Genomic DNA, 18395 nt, shown 5'->3' with positions numbered 1-18395 from the left:
AGCACCTGCATCGCGAGCAAGCCCGCTCCCACAGGGGGGGTTGCGGTGCGGCTACAGGATTTACGCAACATTCACTGCGCCACCCAAATACTCGAACATACCTTCTCCAGCAGCGCCTTGTTGTGGCTGAACACAATCAGCCCCAACTCACGATGCCTGGCCTCTTCCAGCAAGACTTGCCAGACCTGGGCCTGAATATGCGGGTCCAGCTGGGCAGTGACTTCGTCAGCAATCAGGTAGCGGGTGCGCGGATCAAGGGCCCTGAGCAAGGCGATACGCGCCAGTTCGCCGCCCGACAACTCATCCGGACGCCGCGTCAGCCAGCCGGGATTTACGGCCAGGCGCGCCAGCCAGGCAGCGTCCGGCGACCAGGCATCGCGCAGGCTTTCGCCCGTGGTGCGATAAGGATTGAAGGTCTGCTCGGGATGTTGCGGCACTAACTGGACCGGGCAATAACCCTTTTGCGACAGGGGCTTGCCATCCACAGTGACCCGGCCCGAGGTTGCCGACTGCCATTGCGCCAGCACCCGGCCCAAGGTGGTTTTCCCATAGCCGCTGGGCGCCGAGATGCCCTGACGCTCTCCCGGCCGGACGTGAAACGACACCGAATCCCAAAGTCGGCGACCGTCCTGCACGATACTCAATTGCTGGACTTCAAGCATATTCAGGCACCCTGCGCGCCAGGAACTGCTGCTCGGGCAACGCCGCCCACAGCGACTGCAACCAAGGACTGCCACCGTTCTCCCGTAGCTCTGTCGCACTCAGGGTTTCGTGCAGTTCGCCCTGGTGCAATACGGCGATCCTGTCGGCAAAACGTGCCGCCAGCGCCAGATCATGGGTAACCCACAATATGCCGCGCCCCTGCAGGCAAAAACCCTTGAGCTGAGTCAGCAACTGACAGGCGTGCTCGTCATCCAGCCACGAGGTGATCTCGTCAGCGAGGATATAACGCGTATGGGTCAGGGCCGCGCAACTGGCCAGCACGCGCTTGGCCATCCCGCCCGACAGAGTACGCGGAAACTCATCCACCAACTCCGGCTGCAAGTTGTAGTGCCTGAGTTGCTCAGCCACATCCCCCATTCCCAGCCTGGCTCCGCTCAAGCGTGCGGCACGCATCAATTGCGGCCCGACCTTGATCAGCGGATTCAAGGCGCTGACGCCCTGGGGCACATAACACACCGTTTTACCGCGCTGATCGACCTTGCCGGCATCATCCAGTACCTGCCCGTCGAGCACTATGTCACCGCGACAGCGCATGTTTTCGGGCAGCAAGCCCAGGGTGCTTTGCAACAGCAGGCTTTTACCCTCACCGCTGGAACCCACCAGCGCCACCAGCTCGCCGGGATGAACCTCAAGGGAGATATTGCTTAGCAATGGATGCCAGGTTTTGTGGCCCAGCCAGTGGTAATGAGCAACATCGATCGAAAACTGGTCGAATTTGAGCATTAGGTAATCCTTATCCAGAGCTGCTGCAATGCTCGTGCAAATTGGTCAAACACCAACACCAGACTCACCAGGATCAAACCCGGAAAAAACGCCAGCCACCAGGCACCACTGCTCAAATACCTCAGCGCATCGGCCAGCAACAGGCCCAGGGACGGGTCATGGGGTGCCAGGCCAAAGCCCAGAAAGCTCAACGCCGCCGAATGCAAAACTGCGTGGGGGAACATCAATAAGGTCCCGATGATCCACTGCGGCAACAGCAAGGGCAGCAAGTGATGGCGCCAGCGGTAGAAGTTGCTGTTGCCCAGGCGGTGCGAGAGCATCACGAAATCCGTCTCACGGATACGCAGGATCTCGCCACGCAGGATCAATGCCAGCCGCGGCCAGTGGGTCAGGGCCACCGCCAGGATCACCCCCTGTTTGCCACCGCCCAGGGTGAAACAAATCAGCACCAGCAACAATAAATGCGGCAACGCCAGCATGCTGTCGATAAGGCCGCGAATCAGGTAATCCAGGGTTTTGTTCAGCGCACACAAACTGGCGGCCAGCATGGCCAGAAAACCACTGCTGAAGGCCGCGGTCAGGCCGATCTGCAGGCTGGTGGTCATCCCCTGAAAGCACCGTAGCCAGAGATCGCGTCCCAGGCTGTCGGTACCAAACCAGTACTCGGCCGACGGTGGCAGACGCCGCGCCAGCAGGTCCATGGAGACATCAACATTGATGATCGAAATGCCATAGGCGATCAACACCAGCAATATCAATAGCGAGAGGCAGAGCCTGAGCAAGGCGCGATTCGGATCGTACGTCATGACTGGCGCGCCGCCCCACGGTTGAGGCGCAATAACAGCGCGTTGGCAATGCTGTTGCCGGTAAAGACCAGCACCGCGCAAAACATCACAATCCCCATCAACAACGGAATATCACCGCGCAACCCTGCATCAATCGTGGCCTGCCCCAGGCCTGGATAAGCGAATACTTTTTCAGCCAGCAACGAGCCCCCTATCAACTCCCCCACGGATGCAAATTGCAGACACACGCCAGGGGTCAGGGCATGGCGCACGATATGGAAGTTGATCAAAGGCCAGCCCTTATCGCCCTGGGCACGGGCGTACCGTATGAACTCGCTGTTCATCACCTCGGCCACCCGCGAGCGGGTATGCAGGGCGATATTGCCTACGCCCAGCATGCCAAGCGCCAGCATGGGCAGAATCAAGTGCCTGAGCTTGTCGCCCCAGGTGGCGGTTTCGGCATTACTGCCAGGGGTCCAGGCGCAGCAGATCGGCGCCCAGTTGAGGGTTACGGCAAACAGCGACAGGAGCAACAGGCCAATCCAGAAGGTCGGCAGGGAGGCGAGCACATAGGACAGGGTCGAAATCAGCCGGTCAGGCCAACGGTTCAAGTAGCGCCCTGCCGTCAGGCCCAGGACCATGCCGACGATGCCGGAAAACAGCCAGGCCGAGAACAGCAGTGCGAATGAGGTGGCGAAGCGCTCGCCGATCACCTGCGAGACCGGCGCGTTATAGAGCATCGAGTAGCCAAAATCCCCTTGCAGCATTTGGCCGAACCAGCGCAAGAAGCGCTCCCACAACGGCAGGTCGAGCCCCCAGCGCGCGGCAATCAACGGGTATTGCTCGGGCGGCACGTGCAGCAAGTCGTTGCCTATATAGGCGCGTATCGGGTCCACCGGAGAAAAGCTGAGCAACGCAAAGGTGCCCGCTGCTGTCACCAGCAGCAAGCCCATCAAACGCACAACGAAGAGCGAGAGCCCGCGTATCACTTGCAGGTCCATTTCCAGCCATCGATGCTGTTGAGCAGCGACCAGGACCCGTGGATTTCCGGCGCGCCTTTGCCCAAATCCACACACTCATCGGCCAGATAGGTGTGTTGCACGTTCAGTAGCCAGGCCCAGGCCGCATCGCCTTTGACGCCAACGCCGGTCTTGCCGTCCCACTCCACTTGCTGCCAGAACGGCACCGCCTGCTGCCAGGTCGGCGCATCCAGTGCTTGCTGGAGATGCTGATCGACTGCCGGATTTTTGTAATAGCCGGGGTTGTAGTACTCGACGCCCGCCGCCTGGCTGCTGTAGTGGTGGTAAAGCTCCATCGGGTCAAGACTGCCCCAGCCAAAGAGCGTCGGATTGGCGTGCATATTGCGCTCGACGGTCTCCCAACTGCCGGACTTCAGGTCCACGTCGATACCCACGGGTTTGAGCATTGAACGCACGGCCTGGGCCAGGTCACGACGGGTGGCATCGCCACTGGCGTACCACAGGGTGATTTTGGCCGGCTGGCCATTTTTCTCACGGACACCGCTGGCGGTTTCTACCCAACCGGCCTGATCCAGAATCTGCTTGGCCTTGGCGATATCGCCGTCCTTGAAGGCCGCATCCGGGTTAGCCCACGGCAAGCCCTGGACGCCGGAATACGCCGGCACAGCATGCCCTTCGAGAATCTGATCGGCGAGCAGTTGACGATCGATTGCATAGTTGATGGCTTTGCGGATGGCGACATCTGCCGTCACATCATTGCCAATGGGATAACCGTGGGCATCTTTTTTACCCGAGGCGATGGTCGGCATCACAATGCCACGGTTTTCAACGCTGGGGCGCACCCACAGTTTCATGCCGGGTGCCGGAGTCACTGCCAGCGAAGGGGCAATGCGCACAATGCCCAACTGCTTGCTTTGGGCGGCAGCAAAAGCGCTGTCTTCATCAAGGAAAACAAACACCAGTTTATTGAAATCGTTCTTTTGCCCCGCGTAGAACGGGTTGGCCTCAACAATCAACTGCTGGCCCGGCTGATAACTGACCAGTCGATAGGGCCCTGCGCCAATCGGCTTTTGCGCGTAGGTTTTGGCATCGTATTTGTCCGCCGAAACAATACCCAACGAGCCGAGCACATTGACGAAGGTGCTTTGCGGCGCCTTCAGCTCGATACGCACGGTGAGTGGATCAACCGCCTCGGCCTTGAGGAAGTTACCCATGTCGACCTTGCCGCCACTGGCCGCCGCATTGTTGTAGGTGTAGGCCACATCCTTGGCTGTCAGGGGAGAGCCGTCAGAGAACTTGAGGTCGGGCTTGAGCTTCAGGGTCCAGGTCTTGCCATCGTCACTGGCCTGATAATCGCTTAGCAGAAAACTGCTCCAGGACAAGTCTTCGTTCTGCTTGAGCAACGGGCTGTGCAACAGCAAGTAACTGCCGTGGCTCCATCCCAACATAGGGTCAAAACCCTCGGTCGGCTCATCGCCAATGGCCAGTTGCAAGGTGCGGGCCTGCGACGAATAAGCCGGCGCTGCCATTACACTCAGCAAAGCAGCCGCCACCAAGGTGTTACGCATCCATGCAGTCTTTGACATCAATCCTCCCGATCAGAAATAGGCTCGCCCAGACAGCCTGAAAAGCGGCTATGCGCACGTCATCGCGCCCAACAGTAATAGCAGTCTGACTCTAAATAGCCAGTTATCCATCTGATTTTTTAGGGTTTTTCCGGCCTTCTGGCATCACTTTGTAACAATTGCCCCAGGTCAGGTTCCAGCCGTATGACTGTGCTATACCAATGGGGAAGATTATTCAGTCACGGTAAACAGACTCAACTGACAGAGGTTCGCATGTTCAAAGGATTAGCCGGTCACCTCAAAGATAAAAACGTCCACTCGATCAACGCCCTGCCGTCCAACAACATTGAACTGTTCGACTGCTATACCGGTTTGATCCTGGGCCATCTTTACCGCAACTTCCCCTTGCCGATCACCCTCACTGCAGAGAGTTTTATCGATTACAAAACCCTGGGCGACCGCGACCGCGAAGCCCTGGAAAAGGAAGAAAACCTGTTCCTGGCCACCGTCAAATGGCTGGCCGATATCGGCTACATCCACTTCGACGGCATGTCCGGAGTGGCGTTTTACGAAGTCGTACTGACCAACAGCGGGCTATTGATCTTGCGCGCCTACCCTGAAGGCACCGACTGCGCCCCGACCCTTGGCGAGAAACTGGCGCAGTGCATCAAGGACGAAAACACCGCTGACCTCAGAGCACTGGTGACGCAAGCGCTCAGCTTGGGAGTGCGGATGATCAGCCCGATGAGTCGGTCGGGGATTTAAGCCAGATTTGACGAGTACTTGGCCACAGGGGTAGTGGCCAAGCACTCGTAGACCGCCGCTAATCATCCATTCACCAACCTGCGCCCTCCCACTCGCCACCCCAATTGAATCCCGGCAGCAGCGACCAGAATCGCGCCAACCCCGATCCATTGCAGAAGTTCCAGGCGATGGCCAAAGGCAAACCAGTCCACAAATATCGCGGCGATGGGGTAGATAAAGCTCAGGGCTCCGATCAATGCCGTGGGCAATTTCTGGATTGCGCCGTAGAGAAGTACGTACATAAGACCGGTGTGGACGACGCCCAGCGTCAGCAATGTGCTCCAGGCCTGTGTGCCCGTGGGTAGTTCCGTGAAGTTGGTCATCGGTGCCAGCAGCAGAACTCCGGTGCTGACCTGGATCAATGCGATCAGGTGCGGGGGCACGCCTCGCAGACGCTTGATGATCAATACGGCCACGGCATACATCAGCGCCGCACTCAACGCCAGGGCAATCCCCAGCAAATATTGCGTTCCGCTCTCCCCTTGCCCGTGATGGGCACTGACGATGGCCAGCATTCCTGCGAAAGACACCCCAAGCCAGGCCAGTTTTTGCAGGGTGATTTTTTCGCCGAGAAACAACGCCGCCAGGCCAAGCAAAATGAACGGCTGGACGTTGTAGACAGCAGTGCCAATGGCGATGGAGGCCCGTGAGTAGGAGGCAAACAACAGCACCCAATTGGCGACGATGGCTACCCCGCTCAACACAATCAGTAGAAAACTATGACGATTCAATATACCGGGACGCAGGAAACCCATCAGCGCACAAATCACCAGCAACGTTGCCGCACCGAATACACAGCGCCAGAACACGACGTCCAGTACCGCCTGCCCGGAGAGCAGGACCAGCCAGCCGATGGTGCCGGAAATCAGCATGGCAGCGACCATCTCCAGCGAACCACGCTGCGTTGTTTTGTCCATGTTTGCCTCCTTCAAAGTAGGAAACCAGTATGGCAATCTCGCCGCACGCAGCTCCATAATCCAGAAAAGGCAAATCAACCTATTTGCCTTTAGTGTTGAGGCATTCTGCTGGTTTTGCCTAAGGAGCAAAAAATGAACGACGAGATAGATCAGCTATTGATCAGCGCCTTGATGGAAGACTCCCGCTGCTCCCTTAAAACCCTTGCCAGCATCAGCGGCCTGTCGTCACCCAGTGTTGCGCAGCGAATACACAAGCTGGAGGAGCGCAAAGTCATCACCGGTTATACCGTGAACGTTGATCCCAAGGCCTTCGGCTATCAGCTCCAGGCCATCATCCGCATTCGACCGCTACCCGGCCAGTTGCAGGAGGTGGAGCGCCAGATCCAGAACACCCCTCAGTTCACTGAATGCGACAAGGTCACGGGGGATGACTGTTTTATCGCTCGTTTACATGTGCGCTCAATCGAGCAGTTGGACAGCCTGCTCGATGGCCTGAATGCCTATGCCGAAACCAATACGTCAATTATCAAGAAAAGCCCGGTCAAACGCCGCTTGCCGCCCATGGCGTGAACTTCCCGGTTGAGGCCCTGCCCGCCCTAAGCATGGGCTTGAACCACCCATTTCACTTTGGCCAGGCCCTCTCGCAGTGAATTCATGTCCACCGAGCCCAGCGCCAGCCGGATCGCATGGGGCACATGAGCTGAGGTGGCAAACGGCTGGGCGGTTGAGACCGATACCTGCTCACGCAGCAACGCCGCAACCACCTGATCCGCCCTGGCGTCCTCCGACAGGGGTAGCCAGACAAAGTAGGAAGATGGATGACGAACTGTATGCAGCCCGGCCAGTAGTTCATCAGCGATAAGTTGCCTTGCTTGTGCGTCCTTGCGCTTTTGCGCCTCCAGGCGGCTTACGGTGCCATCGTCAAGCCAGGCACTGGTGATTGCGGTCATCACGCCGGGGGCGTTCCAGGCGGTCACCCTGATGATTCGCTCCAGTACACCGACTTTTTTTGCGGGCGCAACGATAAATCCAACCCGCAGGCCCGCCGCCACACTTTTGGAAAACCCGGAAACGTAGACCGTCCTTTCAGGTGCCAGCTCGGCCAGGGGCGTAGGTGGGTTTTCGACTAAAAAAGCGTAGGCAGCGTCCTCAATGATATGCAGATCATGCTTGCGGGCGATCGCTACCAACTGCTCGCGCTGCTCAAGGCCCATCACCCAGCCCAACGGGTTATGCAAGGTGGGCATGCTGTAGATCGCACGCACCGAGCGGCTGCGGCAGAGCTTTGCAAGGGCATCCAGATCGGGCCCGTTTTCTGTTGTCGGTATGGGCAGTATTTCAAGATGCAGGGCAAGGGCCAGTGCCTTGAAGCCCGGGTAAGTCAACCCGTCGACTGCGATGACATCCCCAGGTTGTAGCAAGGCCATCAGGACGACGGTCAATCCGTGTTGCGCGCCATTGACGATCAGCACCTGTTCGGCAGGTACGTTCAGCCCGCTCATGGCCAGATGCCGCGCCACCGACGCCCGCTCATGCAGACGCCCGCCATGGGGCTGGTAGCGCAGCAGCGACTCAAGATCACCGGATAACGCAAGCTGACGCAACGCGGTGCGCAGCATATCGGCCTGGCCCGGCAATGAGGGGTAGTTGTAGTTGAGGTCCAGCATCCCGGCAGTCACATCGGGCTGGTCAATGCCGTGGCCAGGTGGCAGCGAGGTTTCCCTGACGAACGTGCCACGCCCGGTTTCGCCACTGACCAGCCCCATGGCCTCAAGCTCGGCATACACCCGGCTGGCCGTAACCAGCGCCAGGCCTTCGCTGGCCGCCAACTGGCGGTGCGTAGGCAGCCGCGTGCCTGGAGGCAAACGCCCTGAGCGAATATCAACTGCAAACGCGTCGACCAGCGACTTGTACCGGAATCGAGACATCGAACTTGTATCCATGACAATATTTTGATTGTCATTAATCATCAGCCCTAGGATGTGCTGCATGCAATCCCGCGATTAGCCGTGAGCGTGAGACTCGATGGAACGTACCTCCAAGCTGCAAAACCCCAGTGCTGAAAAAAACCTGAGCGGCTGGATCAACGGGTTTATTGGCGTGGTCATTTTCAGTGCTTCACTGCCCGCGACCAAGGTGGCTGTGCAGGCGTTTGATCCGGTGTTTCTGACCCTGGCCCGCGCCAGCATTGCCGGTGTGATTGCGTTGGCCATGCTGGGGTTGCTCAAGGCACGGCGGCCGCAACGAAGCCATCTGGTCCCGCTGTTACTCGTGGCAACCGGTGTTGTCGTCGGATTTCCCTTGTTGACCGCACTGGCTTTGCAGCATGTGACGTCGGCCCACACCATTGTTTTCCTCGGCCTGCTGCCTCTCTCCACGGCAGCCTTCGCCGTCGTCCGTGGCGGGGAGAGTCCAAGGCCTGCGTTCTGGGTTTTTTCCATCCTGGGCAGTGCGTTCGTGGTGGCTTATGCCCTGTCCCAGGGCCTGACAGCGGCTCCTGAAGGCGACATCCTGATGCTCCTGGCCGTCCTGATCTGTGGCCTGGGTTATGCCGAAGGCGCAAAACTGTCCCGCACGCTGGGCGGCTGGCAGGTGATTTCATGGGCGCTGGTGCTATCGCTGCCCATCATGGCTCCACTGGCATGGCTGTGCGCCCCGTCTTCATTCGCCGGCATCAGCCCCCCGGCCTGGTTTGGCCTGGCTTACATCTCGGTATTCAGCATGCTGATCGGCTTCATATTCTGGTACCGCGGACTGGCCCAGGGCGGAATCGCAGCGGTTGGGCAACTACAGCTCCTGCAGCCTTTTTTCGGGTTGGCACTGGCGGCCACGTTGCTGCACGAAAGCGTCAGCATGGGCATGTTTGGCGTCACCGCGGCGGTGATTCTGTGCGTGGCAGGTGCCAAAAAGTTTGCCCGGTAGCCTGTAGCACACGGCGTTAATCCGCGGATCAGTCGGTGCTGACTATGCCGATGACACTTTTGGAGCGAATCACATCAACCGCTGCCTCGATAATCACGACTAACTGATGACAGGTCGAGGTTCAGCATGACGAGCGTATCCACAGAGCAGGTCAGCCCGAAAACGCTGAGAAAAGTAATCGCCGCCGCCACCATCGGTAATTTCGTCGAATGGTTCGACTTCGCCGTGTATGGCTTTCTGGCCACCACCATCGCCCAGCAGTTTTTCCCCAGTGGCGATACCAGTGCCGCGCTGCTCAAGACGTTTGCGGTGTTTGCCGTGGCCTTCGCATTCAGGCCACTGGGAGGGATTTTCTTCGGCATGCTGGGTGACAGAATCGGGCGCAAGCGCACACTCGCCATGACCATTCTGCTGATGGCCGGTGCTACGACCTTGATCGGAGTGCTGCCCACTTATGCCGCTATCGGGGTTGCAGCGCCGATTCTTCTGACCCTGATCCGCTGCGCCCAAGGGTTTTCTGCCGGGGGCGAATATGCGGGAGCCTGTGCCTACCTGATGGAGCACGCGCCCAACGATAAAAGGGCCTGGTACGGCAGCTTTCTTCCCGTGTCGACATTTTCCGCTTTTGCCGCCGCGGCCGTGGTGGCCTACGCACTTGAGGCTTCATTATCGGCCGAGGCCATGGGCAGCTGGGGCTGGCGCCTGCCGTTCCTGATTGCCGCCCCCCTGGGCCTGGTGGGGCTTTACATGCGCTGGAGGCTGGACGAAACACCGGCGTTCCAGGCGGTGACCGAGGAACATGAGATTGCCCACTCCCCTCTCAAGGAAACCTTGCGCAACCATGGCTCGGCCATCTGCTGCCTGGGGGCCTTTGTGTCGCTGACGGCGCTGTCTTTTTACATGTTCACCACCTACTTCGCGACCTACCTGCAAGTGGCAGGAGGGTTGAGTCGCGCCACCGCCTTGCTGGTGTCGCTGATAGCGCTGATCTTCGCCGCTGCAATATGCCCGCTGGCCGGGCTCTATTCGGACCGGGTCGGGCGTCGGGCTACAGTGGTGACGGCATGCGTGCTGCTGATCGTCGCGGTGTACCCGTCGTTCATGATGGCCAGCTCCGGAGGGTTCACAGCGTCCATCATCGGCGTGATGCTCCTGGCCATAGGTGCGGTGTTGTGTGGCGTGGTCACCGCCGCGTTGCTCTCGGAAACCTTCCCGACACGCACTCGCTACACCGCGTCGGCAATCACCTACAACATGGCCTATACCCTCTTCGGTGGCACGGCTCCGCTGGTAGCTACATGGCTGATCAGCTCCACGGGCAGCAATCTGTCGCCTGCGTTTTACCTGATGGCAGTGGCACTGCTGGCTCTGGCTGGCGGCCTGGCATTACCCGAGACCTCGCGGATTTCACTGCATGATGTTGCCACGCCGGAAAAAGGGAGCGCGGCGGCGGCAACGGTCTGAAGGATTGGAAGAACAGGACTGAGAAGGGATGGCGCCGAACCAGGGCTCGGCGCCAGCAAGATCAGGACACGGCGTCCAGGGCGGCTTTTTGCGCCTTGGCAATGGAACGACCACGCACCCAGTTGAAACAGATGGCGAGGATCAGGGCGAAACCGACGTAGCCCAGCAGCGGGTAGACAGTGCCTACCAACTTGCTGAAGCCGCCCAGGCTCAGGCCCAGCCCCACGCATACCGTCACTGCACTGATCATTTTGAAGCGACTCGTTTCAGGCTTGGAGAAACGTGCGCTGAACGCAAAGAACATCCCCACCGCCGTGCTGTAGACCATACACACCAGCGCCACCGACATCACCACCGAAAGGATTGGCGAGATGCGCCCCGCCAGTGCCAGGGATGGCATTTCAATGCCCTGCAACTGGTTGATGTTTGCAAACAGGCCGATATTCAACAGCAGGATCAGCGCACCCAACCCCAGGCCGCCGAGTACGCCGCCGAGTGCAGCAGCCTTGGGCTGCTTGGTCATGCCGCCAATCACAGCCAGCATCGGGAAGCCAACGGCGATATTGAACGATGCGTACAACAATGCGCCGACAAACCAGTTGCCAGTGACCGTCTCGTTGTTTTCGCGGGCCACTGCATCGAGGGTCTCGATAGGGGCGTTGTAGCTGAAAATCGAGTAGGTGGTGATGATCAACACCATCGCCAGCAGGAAAGGCATCACCGCGCTGATCAAATCAATGATTCGTTTGACGTTCATGCACAGGGTAGCGATCACCAGTACAGCCATCAGTGCACCGCCAAACAATGGAGACAGGTCGTATTGCTGGGCAAAGATCGAACCGCTACCCGCCAGCATCACCACTCCGACGCCGTACAGGAAGAAGGACAGCACGACATCAACAACCCACCCCAGACGTGCTCCGAACAGGATGTAAAGAACTTCCTTGTGGGAGTTCGCTTGCATCTTCGAACTCAATCGAGCGATCTGCATACCGAGGAATGCGAACATCAAACCGCTCACCAGAGTGCCTACGATGCCTATCAACCCATAGCCGGTGAAAAACTGTAGCACCTCCTGCCCGGAAGCGAAGCCACCGCCAATGACGACAGACATGTATGCAAGAGCAATCTGGACCGACTGTTTATTCATTACACTTTTCTCATTCTTAGACTTATTAGGTGCACGGGAAAAGTGAGGCCATTAATGCCCTATCCTTTCCGCAGAGCGACTATCTCCATGGCAGCTCAAAAAAACATCGTGCTTTTTCGAACGGTGCAGGTACGCAGACGCCGAGCGCAGTATAGGAAGTGTTGAGCAGTTATTTTCACCATATAAATCACAAAATACGGAGCAAAATCCGTAAAAACCATTTATTTACAGCACATAAACACAGAGCATGGCGAAAATAACCGCAAAAACACTCGAAACATTATGAAACAAGTATGTTTTTACAAATCAAACACTTAGCCAATTTCGACAAAAACACCCAAGCGCGCACTCTCGCAGCGCAAGGCCTGAAGCCTGCCATCCCTCGAATCAGGCCAGGTGCAAAAATACGCGTCATTTACTGAGCGTTCCTTGCAAAAATAACTGACAATTGTCGTTACAGAACACCGCTCCATAGCGTCCATCAACGCCCGTGTGGAACAGCACTTACACGCCGAGTAGAAGACATGAACCGTCGCAAGAAAATAACGCAGCTATTGAAGGCTCACGCCAAGAAAGCCAGTGCCAAGCTGGCACCGAAAAACAAGGTCAAGTACATCAGCAAAGCTGACCGGCTGAAGCTGGCTGCCGAGACCAGCCAGGACCCGATCACCTCATCCGAGAGCTGACGGATTTCAAACGCTGATTCAGCCAAGCGCCCATAGGGATCAGTTGCGCCAATGAATCAAGCGCTGCAGCCAGGATGAATTGACAGAGAAAGCATCACGCAATTGCTTGGCAGTGATCGTTCGATCTGCCACATCGAAAGCCAGCGCCGTTCGCAGGGCTGACCAGCAGTGTTTCGGCATGTTCTCAGGCGCTTGCAGCTCGCGCTCCAGATGCTGATTGCGGGCGTGATTCGAGGGCACTCGGCGAAAAGGGTGCTTGCCCTGCGCCAGCTCGTAGATCACGCAGGCCACGCCGTACACATCGGCACTGGCCGACAGCGCTTGGCCATCAAGCAGTTCCGGGGCCGCATAGCCCGGCGTCCAGCCATTGAAGCGCTCGCGGCTCAAGTGCGGCAGACCTTGCAGGATGCCCTTCTGCGCCTGGCCGAGTCCGAAGTCAAACAGCCGCACACCTTCTTCGCTGAGCATCACGTTGCTCGGCTTCATATCACCATGCAGCACGCCGCGGGCATGGGAGTAGGCCAATGCATCGAGCAACGGCAGCACGATGTCGTGCAACTCCTTCCACGGCAGGCCCAGGGGGCGATCACAGAGCAAGTTATCCAGGGTCAGGCCACGCATGAACTCCATGGTGACAAATGCTCGTTGGCAGTCCGTGTCCACTTCAAAGGTGTACAAACGCAGTACGTTGTCGTGGCGCAGGCACCGGGTCAGGGCGAACTCGTTGTAGAGCAGCGCGCTGGCGTCCGGCGACTCGGCAAATTCTTCGCTGAGCACTTTCAGCGCGACGTAAGGGTCGGGATCGCCGAACTGTTCTCTCAGCAAGTCCCGTGCACGGTAAACAGCACCCATACCGCCGGCACCGAGCAGACGCTCGATGCGGTAACGGCCAGCCAGCACCTCGGGAAGTTCACCGGTACTGGTCTTGGTAGGCGCCAGCGCAGCGTCAGCGTTGTACGATTTCGCGAACGCAAAGCAGGTCAGGCTGCTGCCTTGCTCTTCGCTCTCCAGCAGGTCGTTGATCGGTTGCATGTGCTCAGTCATTGGCGGATCACTACGGCTGTCAGGTTGTCCCGAGCCGAGCCCCGCAATGCGCCGTCAAACAATCGTTCCAGAGCAACTTGCGGGGCGGTCAGGCTCAAGGCATTGCCGAGTGCATCGCTGCCGAGTCCTTGATACAACCCATCGCTGCAGAGCAAAAACGCATCGCCGGGATACACCTCCAGTTCCAGCACATCCAAGGTCAGTTGCTCGGCAGCGCCTACAGCGCGGGTCAGAGCATGAGCTGCCGGATGGTCCTTGGCCTGCTCGACGCTCATTTGTTGCTCGTCGATCAGTTGCTGTTGCAGCGAATGGTCTTTAGACAGCTGATACAAACGCTGGCCACGCCACAGGTAGCAGCGGCTATCACCGGCCCAGATGCAGGCCGCGCGACTGCCTTCTACCAACAGCGCCACCACGGTGCTGCCCATGATGCTGTCGTGACACCCATCAGTGACCGTCAACTCCTGACTCAATCGGCGATTGAGCCAGTGCAGGCACTGGCGAATACCTTTGAGTCGTTCATCGAAATCATCCAGCACCGGCAATTGCGCCAGGCTGTCGACGATCAACTGGCTGGCGATATTGCCTTTCTGATGCCCCCCCATGCCGTCCGCAACCACCCACAACCCTTGCTGCGCAGCGTCCAGGAAAGCATCTTCGTTGCGCGCCCGAACCTTGCCTGCATCGGTGCGCGCAGCGCTGCGCCAGGGACTGGCCACCCGCATCAGAGCTGCACCGGCAGGCGGAAGGTGCGCAACACGCCCGTGTCGAAAGGGTTTGGCGCGCGCTGACTTGTTAACAAGTAATTGGCGCGCAGGCCTCCTACGTCAGCCTTGAGCACCAGCACGTCACGGCCGGTCAGGTATTCGGTCTGCATCAAATCAAACAGACGGAACAACGACCAAGGGCCGGTGTTCTTCTCGATCCCCAGCGGGCGGCCGACCATTTTGTCGAGCACCAGACTGGCACGTCCGTCTTCAGCGTCGGTTGGCCATTTGAACGACACCGGTACTATCGGGCCATGACGGTATTCAATGGTCGTGTCGCCAAACCTGAGCGCCGAACGGCTGACAGCCGGGTCGAGGGTGTACGGCTCCAGTTTGAACTGCACCTGAGGCTCGGCCGGATTGTCGGCGAAGAAGCTCTGCCGGATCACGCGCGCGGCGGCCATCTGATCAAGGTAGACCTTGGAAATCGGCAGACTCTGACCATCGACGCTGCGCATGCGATAGTGACCCGGATCTCCGCTGACAAACGCACGCAGGTAGCTGTCGAAGAACTGGTCGGCAATCCCTTGGGCCTTGAAAAACTCGCGAAAGTCGCTGATTGCCACGTCACTGGCGCTGTGGGCGCTAAACGGGTAGCGCTTGCTGATCGCCTTGGCGTAAAAACTGTACAACTCACTCTGATAGCGCTGATTCAAATATCGATAGGAGTCGCTGAGTACCAGGCGCCAGGTGTCTTCAGCCAATACGTTGAACCACACGCCTACAGGCCGCGGCAGACGTCCAGACGCAGTGCGCAGGTTGCTCAGCGCATCACGCTGGCCACCCATGCGGATCTTGGCCGCTTCGAACGCGGCCTGCTCCGGCGAGCTGGAACGGGCCAGACTGGCCATCTGCATTTGAAGCTCATTGAGGGCGGTCATGGCCGGGATCAGGTCAGCGGTTGGGCCATTGTTGTCGTCGAGTAAGCGGTGCAGCGACTCAAAGCGACTTTGCAAGGATTTCCTCGCGGTATCCGGCAGCTTTTTCACCAAGGCGTCTGACGCCTTGCCCGCCGTAGCGACCGCCAGTTTTCCGAGCTTACTGCCCTTTTCTACCGGTTTCCCTGCCGCATCGGCGGCGTCATCTACAGTATCGGCGACCACTGGGAATCGGGTGTTTTCACGCACTTGCACCAGCAGTTGCAGGATCGGTGAATTGGCAGATGTCAGACCCGCCAACTGCTCGGCGCCGTCACTAAAATCGCTAATGGCCGCCAGCGCGATCCGGCCCACCGCTTCACCCCAGTAGTTGGCGTAGTCGCGAAAATACAGTTGCTCGAGTTCGACCAACAGGCGACGCAAATCCATACCACTGATACCCGAGCTTTCACCCAGTACCCAGTTGTCACTCAGGATCTCAGTGACCAGCATCGAGCCCTGAACCGAAAAATACTGCTCATAGCCTTGTTGGGTGTAGAACCCCGGAATCACGTAATCAGTGCCCACAAACAGCGCCCCCTGTGGGCCTAGGTGTTGGCTGAAACGGTAGTCCGGCAGATCACGGGCCTGCTCGCGCAGCATCCGATAGACGACGTTGGCCAGGGACTCGCTGCGTAAAACCTGACGCGCCTGAGCCACTAGCTGATCATTTAGCGGATAGATAAACGGCTGCTTCAGCAAGCGCTCGAAGTGGCTGTTCAATCCGTTTTGTACAGCGGTATTGCCGGTGTAACGTTGAGACCATTGGCTAGCGACCCAGTCCTTGAGCCACGGCGTGTCGCGACGATCCTCCATGTTCAGCATCAGGTACGCACGCAGGCTGTTGAGCAGGCGCGTGCGGTCTTTCATGTTGGCGCGAACCTGCCCTTCCAGCAGGGTCGCGACCCGTGGCAACAACTGCCCTTCCAGCTCACGCTCATAGGCGGTCTGGACCACCGGGTTGACGTCTTCACCCTGATACAGGCCGCCTCGTTCGTGGTAACTCACATCGCCTCTTTTCGGGAACACCTGAGACGCCGCGTAGAAGGTGTCGAGGGTCTTGAGCACCGCCATGGAATCATCACGGGGGCTGAGGGCCGAGCGCTGCTGGCTCCAGGCTTGTGCCAGGGTGCGCAGGTTTTCCAGGCGCTCGTAGTTGGCGGAGAAACCGCTTGCCCAGAGCAGGCCAAATAGCGCCAATGCAGCCAATGCGCCTGCGTACAGCGCACGCTGGCCCCAGTGGATGCGACTGCGTTCGTGTTTGTCCAGGCCCGCAAGATCGGCCTCGGGGAAAATCACCCGGCTGAGCACATGGTGAATGAAACGTGAACGGCCACTGTGCAGGGTCGGCAACACGCCGGTTTTCATGCTCAGGTTGGCGCCGATGCTGGCGGTAGTTTCGTCCATTTTTTTTGTCAGATGTGGAGCGCTGGTCAGGTAAAAACCGCGCAACTGGCTGGCACGCTGGTAGCGGTTGCCGGTGAATGCCATATCGACAAACAGGCATAGACGCTCTCCGACTTTTCCCAGTTGATGCGGAAAGTCGAGGATACGGCCACGGCGCTGGGTATCACGCTCTTGGTGCATGCGCATGATCACCTGGCTGTTGAGGCGATGCAGCAGCCCTTCGAACTCGGTGCGTAGCACGGCTACATCAGCGCCGCTCTGTTCCTTGCGGAAACTGGAGCCGAGCACCTGATCGCTCTCTTCACGCGTCAATTGGTCGAAGAACTCATCGAAACCTGGCAGGCGGTCCGCCTTGCTCAACACAAGGTAAACCGGAACATCGACGTGCAATGTCTGATGCACATCCTGAAGACGCGCACGCACTTGGCGGGCCAAGGCTTCAAGCTCCTGCTCAGTGTCGTTCAACAGGGCTTCCACCGGGAGGGTCACCAGTACACCGTTCAGCGGGCGATTGCGGCGACGCCTGCGCAGCAGGTCGAGCAACGTGTTCCAGGCACTGCCATCGACGTCGTCATCTGGTTGGGTCAAGTAACGGCCAGCAGTGTCGATCAGCACGCCGTGATCGGCAAAATACCAGTCACAGTGGCGGGTACCGTGGGTGTCGCGGGTCAGTTTTCGATCAATTTTGTTGATCGGAAACTCAAGCCCCGAGAAGTCCAGCAAGCTGGTTTTGCCACTGGCCTGCGGACCAATCAGCAAGTACCAGGGTAAATCACTGCGCCAGCGCTCACTGCGACCGCGGTAACGGTCGTGCATTTTCCTGCTGGACACGCAAGGCCTTGTGGGCGTCTTTCTCGTTGTCGATCGGCGCACCGGGAGTGAACAACTGCGTGGCGGCCTGCTTGACCTGGGCCACAGCAGCGCCGACCAGACCGGGTTCCGGCTGGTTGTCAGCAGCACGCTGAACCAGGTTTTTTAAACGGCGGGAGATTGGCAGCAACAACGGGGCGTCGTCGCCCAAATGTTCGGAGCAGGCTGCATCCAGGCCTTCCAGGTGCTCCACCAGCCGGCGAAACAGCGGCAGTTGCTCTTTGATCGCGATGTTTTCGTTCAGCACCTGCTCAAGGCGTGGCACCAACCAACTGAGGGCCGCTGCGCGGGTGCGAGCCTTGCCTGGATGAATTTCAGCCCAATGGTTCTCACACAAGTGTTGCAAAAACCCCAGACCAGCCAACAGCCCCTGGAAGGATTCGCGCTGGTACAAGCCCCAGGTCAGCCAGGCACCCACTCGCAAATCCTTGGACTGGGTACGTAACAGGGTTTCGCTGTTTTCACAGACCTTAACCCAGTCAATCTGACCGCTTTCGTGCATGGATTGGGCTTTACTCAGCTCGCTTTCCAGCCCTTCATACTCGCTGGAAAAACGAACGTCCTCGCCCGAAAAACCCTCTTCGGAAATTGAGGTTTTCGCGAGTTCAAGATAGTGAGCCGAAAGTTTACTGGAGTAGGACATCCATGACCTTAAATTAAGATTTACGCGA

General features: G+C 58.5%; 15 protein-coding genes and 2 pseudogenes. 5 read left to right on the top strand and 12 right to left on the bottom strand.

The genetic code is table 11. From position 1 onward, the window contains the following. Positions 1–71: 71 nt before the first annotated feature. The 5 genes from KO536_RS03240 to KO536_RS03220 are packed head-to-tail and all read right to left on the bottom strand — an operon-like array spanning position 72 to position 4797. On the bottom strand, positions 72–662 hold the full coding sequence (locus KO536_RS03240) for an ATP-binding cassette domain-containing protein (protein ID WP_133076119.1): 591 nt from the start codon (positions 660–662) through the stop codon (positions 72–74). After that, a complete protein-coding gene (locus KO536_RS03235; RefSeq protein WP_133076118.1) occupies positions 655–1446 on the bottom strand; it encodes an ATP-binding cassette domain-containing protein in 792 nt (263 codons plus the stop codon). Before KO536_RS03235 ends, KO536_RS03240 begins: the two co-directional genes overlap by 8 nt. Then, the gene (locus tag KO536_RS03230) at positions 1446–2252 is read right to left on the bottom strand and encodes an ABC transporter permease (RefSeq protein ID WP_133076117.1); all 807 of its coding nucleotides are present in this window, start codon (positions 2250–2252) and stop codon (positions 1446–1448) included. The genes KO536_RS03235 and KO536_RS03230 overlap by 1 nt, the downstream gene beginning before the upstream one ends. Next, the gene (locus KO536_RS03225) at positions 2249–3232 is read right to left on the bottom strand and encodes an ABC transporter permease (RefSeq protein ID WP_219261064.1); all 984 of its coding nucleotides are present in this window, start codon (positions 3230–3232) and stop codon (positions 2249–2251) included. The genes KO536_RS03230 and KO536_RS03225 overlap by 4 nt, the downstream gene beginning before the upstream one ends. After that, a complete protein-coding gene (locus KO536_RS03220; RefSeq protein WP_133076114.1) occupies positions 3217–4797 on the bottom strand; it encodes an ABC transporter substrate-binding protein in 1581 nt (526 codons plus the stop codon). Before KO536_RS03220 ends, KO536_RS03225 begins: the two co-directional genes overlap by 16 nt. Before the next feature lie 252 nt (positions 4798–5049). On the opposite strand from KO536_RS03220, the gene KO536_RS03215 reads away from it, so the two are divergent. Continuing rightward, positions 5050–5541 (top strand): hypothetical protein, encoded by a 492-nt coding sequence (locus KO536_RS03215; protein WP_133076113.1) that lies wholly within the window; start codon positions 5050–5052, stop codon positions 5539–5541. Between the two features lie 62 nt (positions 5542–5603). Here the strand turns inward: KO536_RS03215 and KO536_RS03210 are convergent, their stop codons facing one another. Next, the gene (locus KO536_RS03210) at positions 5604–6497 is read right to left on the bottom strand and encodes a DMT family transporter (RefSeq protein WP_219261063.1); all 894 of its coding nucleotides are present in this window, start codon (positions 6495–6497) and stop codon (positions 5604–5606) included. A gap of 132 nt (positions 6498–6629) precedes the next feature. Between KO536_RS03210 and KO536_RS03205 the strand changes: the two genes are divergently transcribed. After that, positions 6630–7067 (top strand): Lrp/AsnC family transcriptional regulator, encoded by a 438-nt coding sequence (locus KO536_RS03205; protein ID WP_133076111.1) that lies wholly within the window; start codon positions 6630–6632, stop codon positions 7065–7067. Positions 7068–7093: 26 nt separating this feature from the next. On the opposite strand, the gene KO536_RS03200 is transcribed toward KO536_RS03205, so the two are convergent. Further along, positions 7094–8425 carry a PLP-dependent aminotransferase family protein gene (locus tag KO536_RS03200; RefSeq protein WP_219261062.1) on the bottom strand — a complete coding sequence of 444 codons (1332 nt, stop codon included), beginning with the start codon at positions 8423–8425 and terminating at the stop codon, positions 7094–7096. Between the two features lie 97 nt (positions 8426–8522). Here KO536_RS03200 and KO536_RS03195 point away from each other — a divergent pair, with 97 nt between their 5' ends. Further along, a complete protein-coding gene (locus tag KO536_RS03195) occupies positions 8523–9419 on the top strand; it encodes a DMT family transporter (protein ID WP_219261061.1) in 897 nt (298 codons plus the stop codon). A 126-nt stretch (positions 9420–9545) separates the two neighbouring features. Then, positions 9546–10883, top strand: a complete 1338-nt coding sequence (locus tag KO536_RS03190) for an MFS transporter (RefSeq protein ID WP_133076107.1) — start codon at positions 9546–9548, stop codon at positions 10881–10883. 61 nt (positions 10884–10944) lie between these two features. On the opposite strand, the gene KO536_RS03185 is transcribed toward KO536_RS03190, so the two are convergent. Beyond that, positions 10945–12033: a hypothetical protein gene (locus KO536_RS03185; protein ID WP_219261060.1), complete on the bottom strand. Its 1089-nt coding sequence runs from the start codon at positions 12031–12033 to the stop codon at positions 10945–10947. A 524-nt stretch (positions 12034–12557) separates the two neighbouring features. Between KO536_RS03185 and KO536_RS03180 the strand changes: the two genes are divergently transcribed. Then, positions 12558–12719, top strand: coding sequence for a DUF2986 domain-containing protein (locus tag KO536_RS03180; RefSeq protein ID WP_133076105.1), 162 nt, complete (start codon positions 12558–12560; stop codon positions 12717–12719). 39 nt (positions 12720–12758) lie between these two features. Here KO536_RS03180 and KO536_RS03175 read toward each other — a convergent pair whose 3' ends face one another. The 4 genes and pseudogenes from KO536_RS03175 to KO536_RS03160 all read right to left on the bottom strand — a co-directional run. Continuing rightward, complete coding sequence (locus KO536_RS03175) at positions 12759–13763, bottom strand: serine/threonine-protein kinase (RefSeq protein WP_219261059.1); 1005 nt, start codon at positions 13761–13763, stop codon at positions 12759–12761. Beyond that, a complete protein-coding gene (locus KO536_RS03170) occupies positions 13760–14488 on the bottom strand; it encodes a PP2C family serine/threonine-protein phosphatase (RefSeq protein ID WP_219261058.1) in 729 nt (242 codons plus the stop codon). Before KO536_RS03170 ends, KO536_RS03175 begins: the two co-directional genes overlap by 4 nt. Next, positions 14488–17673, bottom strand: a pseudogene (tssM, locus tag KO536_RS03165) (type VI secretion system membrane subunit TssM); the annotation flags it as partial. The pseudogene tssM and the gene KO536_RS03170, both read right to left, overlap by 1 nt. Continuing rightward, positions 17657–18367 (bottom strand): annotated as a pseudogene (locus KO536_RS03160) (ImpA family type VI secretion system protein); the annotation flags it as partial. The pseudogenes KO536_RS03160 and tssM, both read right to left, overlap by 17 nt. Positions 18368–18395 lie beyond the last annotated feature (28 nt).

Origin of the sequence: Pseudomonas sp. NKUCC02_KPG, from assembly GCF_019345465.1 — a bacterium.
Lineage (GTDB): Bacteria > Pseudomonadota > Gammaproteobacteria > Pseudomonadales > Pseudomonadaceae > Aquipseudomonas.
Note: the sequence above shows the minus strand (reverse complement) of the source record. Positions and strands in the feature narration are given on the sequence as shown.

What these genes read in the sequence shown, in the direction of transcription:
- KO536_RS03240 (WP_133076119.1), bottom strand. Translation starts at nt 662, where the DNA reads ATGCTTGAAGTCCAGCAATTGAGTATCGTGCAGGACGGTCGCCGACTT.
- KO536_RS03235 (WP_133076118.1), bottom strand. Translation starts at nt 1,446, where the DNA reads ATGCTCAAATTCGACCAGTTTTCGATCGATGTTGCTCATTACCACTGG.
- KO536_RS03230 (WP_133076117.1), bottom strand. Translation starts at nt 2,252, where the DNA reads ATGACGTACGATCCGAATCGCGCCTTGCTCAGGCTCTGCCTCTCGCTA.
- KO536_RS03225 (WP_219261064.1), bottom strand. Translation starts at nt 3,232, where the DNA reads ATGGACCTGCAAGTGATACGCGGGCTCTCGCTCTTCGTTGTGCGTTTG.
- KO536_RS03220 (WP_133076114.1), bottom strand. Translation starts at nt 4,797, where the DNA reads ATGTCAAAGACTGCATGGATGCGTAACACCTTGGTGGCGGCTGCTTTG.
- KO536_RS03215 (WP_133076113.1), top strand. Translation starts at nt 5,050, where the DNA reads ATGTTCAAAGGATTAGCCGGTCACCTCAAAGATAAAAACGTCCACTCG.
- KO536_RS03210 (WP_219261063.1), bottom strand. Translation starts at nt 6,497, where the DNA reads ATGGACAAAACAACGCAGCGTGGTTCGCTGGAGATGGTCGCTGCCATG.
- KO536_RS03205 (WP_133076111.1), top strand. Translation starts at nt 6,630, where the DNA reads ATGAACGACGAGATAGATCAGCTATTGATCAGCGCCTTGATGGAAGAC.
- KO536_RS03200 (WP_219261062.1), bottom strand. Translation starts at nt 8,425, where the DNA reads ATGTCTCGATTCCGGTACAAGTCGCTGGTCGACGCGTTTGCAGTTGAT.
- KO536_RS03195 (WP_219261061.1), top strand. Translation starts at nt 8,523, where the DNA reads ATGGAACGTACCTCCAAGCTGCAAAACCCCAGTGCTGAAAAAAACCTG.
- KO536_RS03190 (WP_133076107.1), top strand. Translation starts at nt 9,546, where the DNA reads ATGACGAGCGTATCCACAGAGCAGGTCAGCCCGAAAACGCTGAGAAAA.
- KO536_RS03185 (WP_219261060.1), bottom strand. Translation starts at nt 12,033, where the DNA reads ATGAATAAACAGTCGGTCCAGATTGCTCTTGCATACATGTCTGTCGTC.
- KO536_RS03180 (WP_133076105.1), top strand. Translation starts at nt 12,558, where the DNA reads ATGAACCGTCGCAAGAAAATAACGCAGCTATTGAAGGCTCACGCCAAG.
- KO536_RS03175 (WP_219261059.1), bottom strand. Translation starts at nt 13,763, where the DNA reads ATGACTGAGCACATGCAACCGATCAACGACCTGCTGGAGAGCGAAGAG.
- KO536_RS03170 (WP_219261058.1), bottom strand. Translation starts at nt 14,488, where the DNA reads ATGCGGGTGGCCAGTCCCTGGCGCAGCGCTGCGCGCACCGATGCAGGC.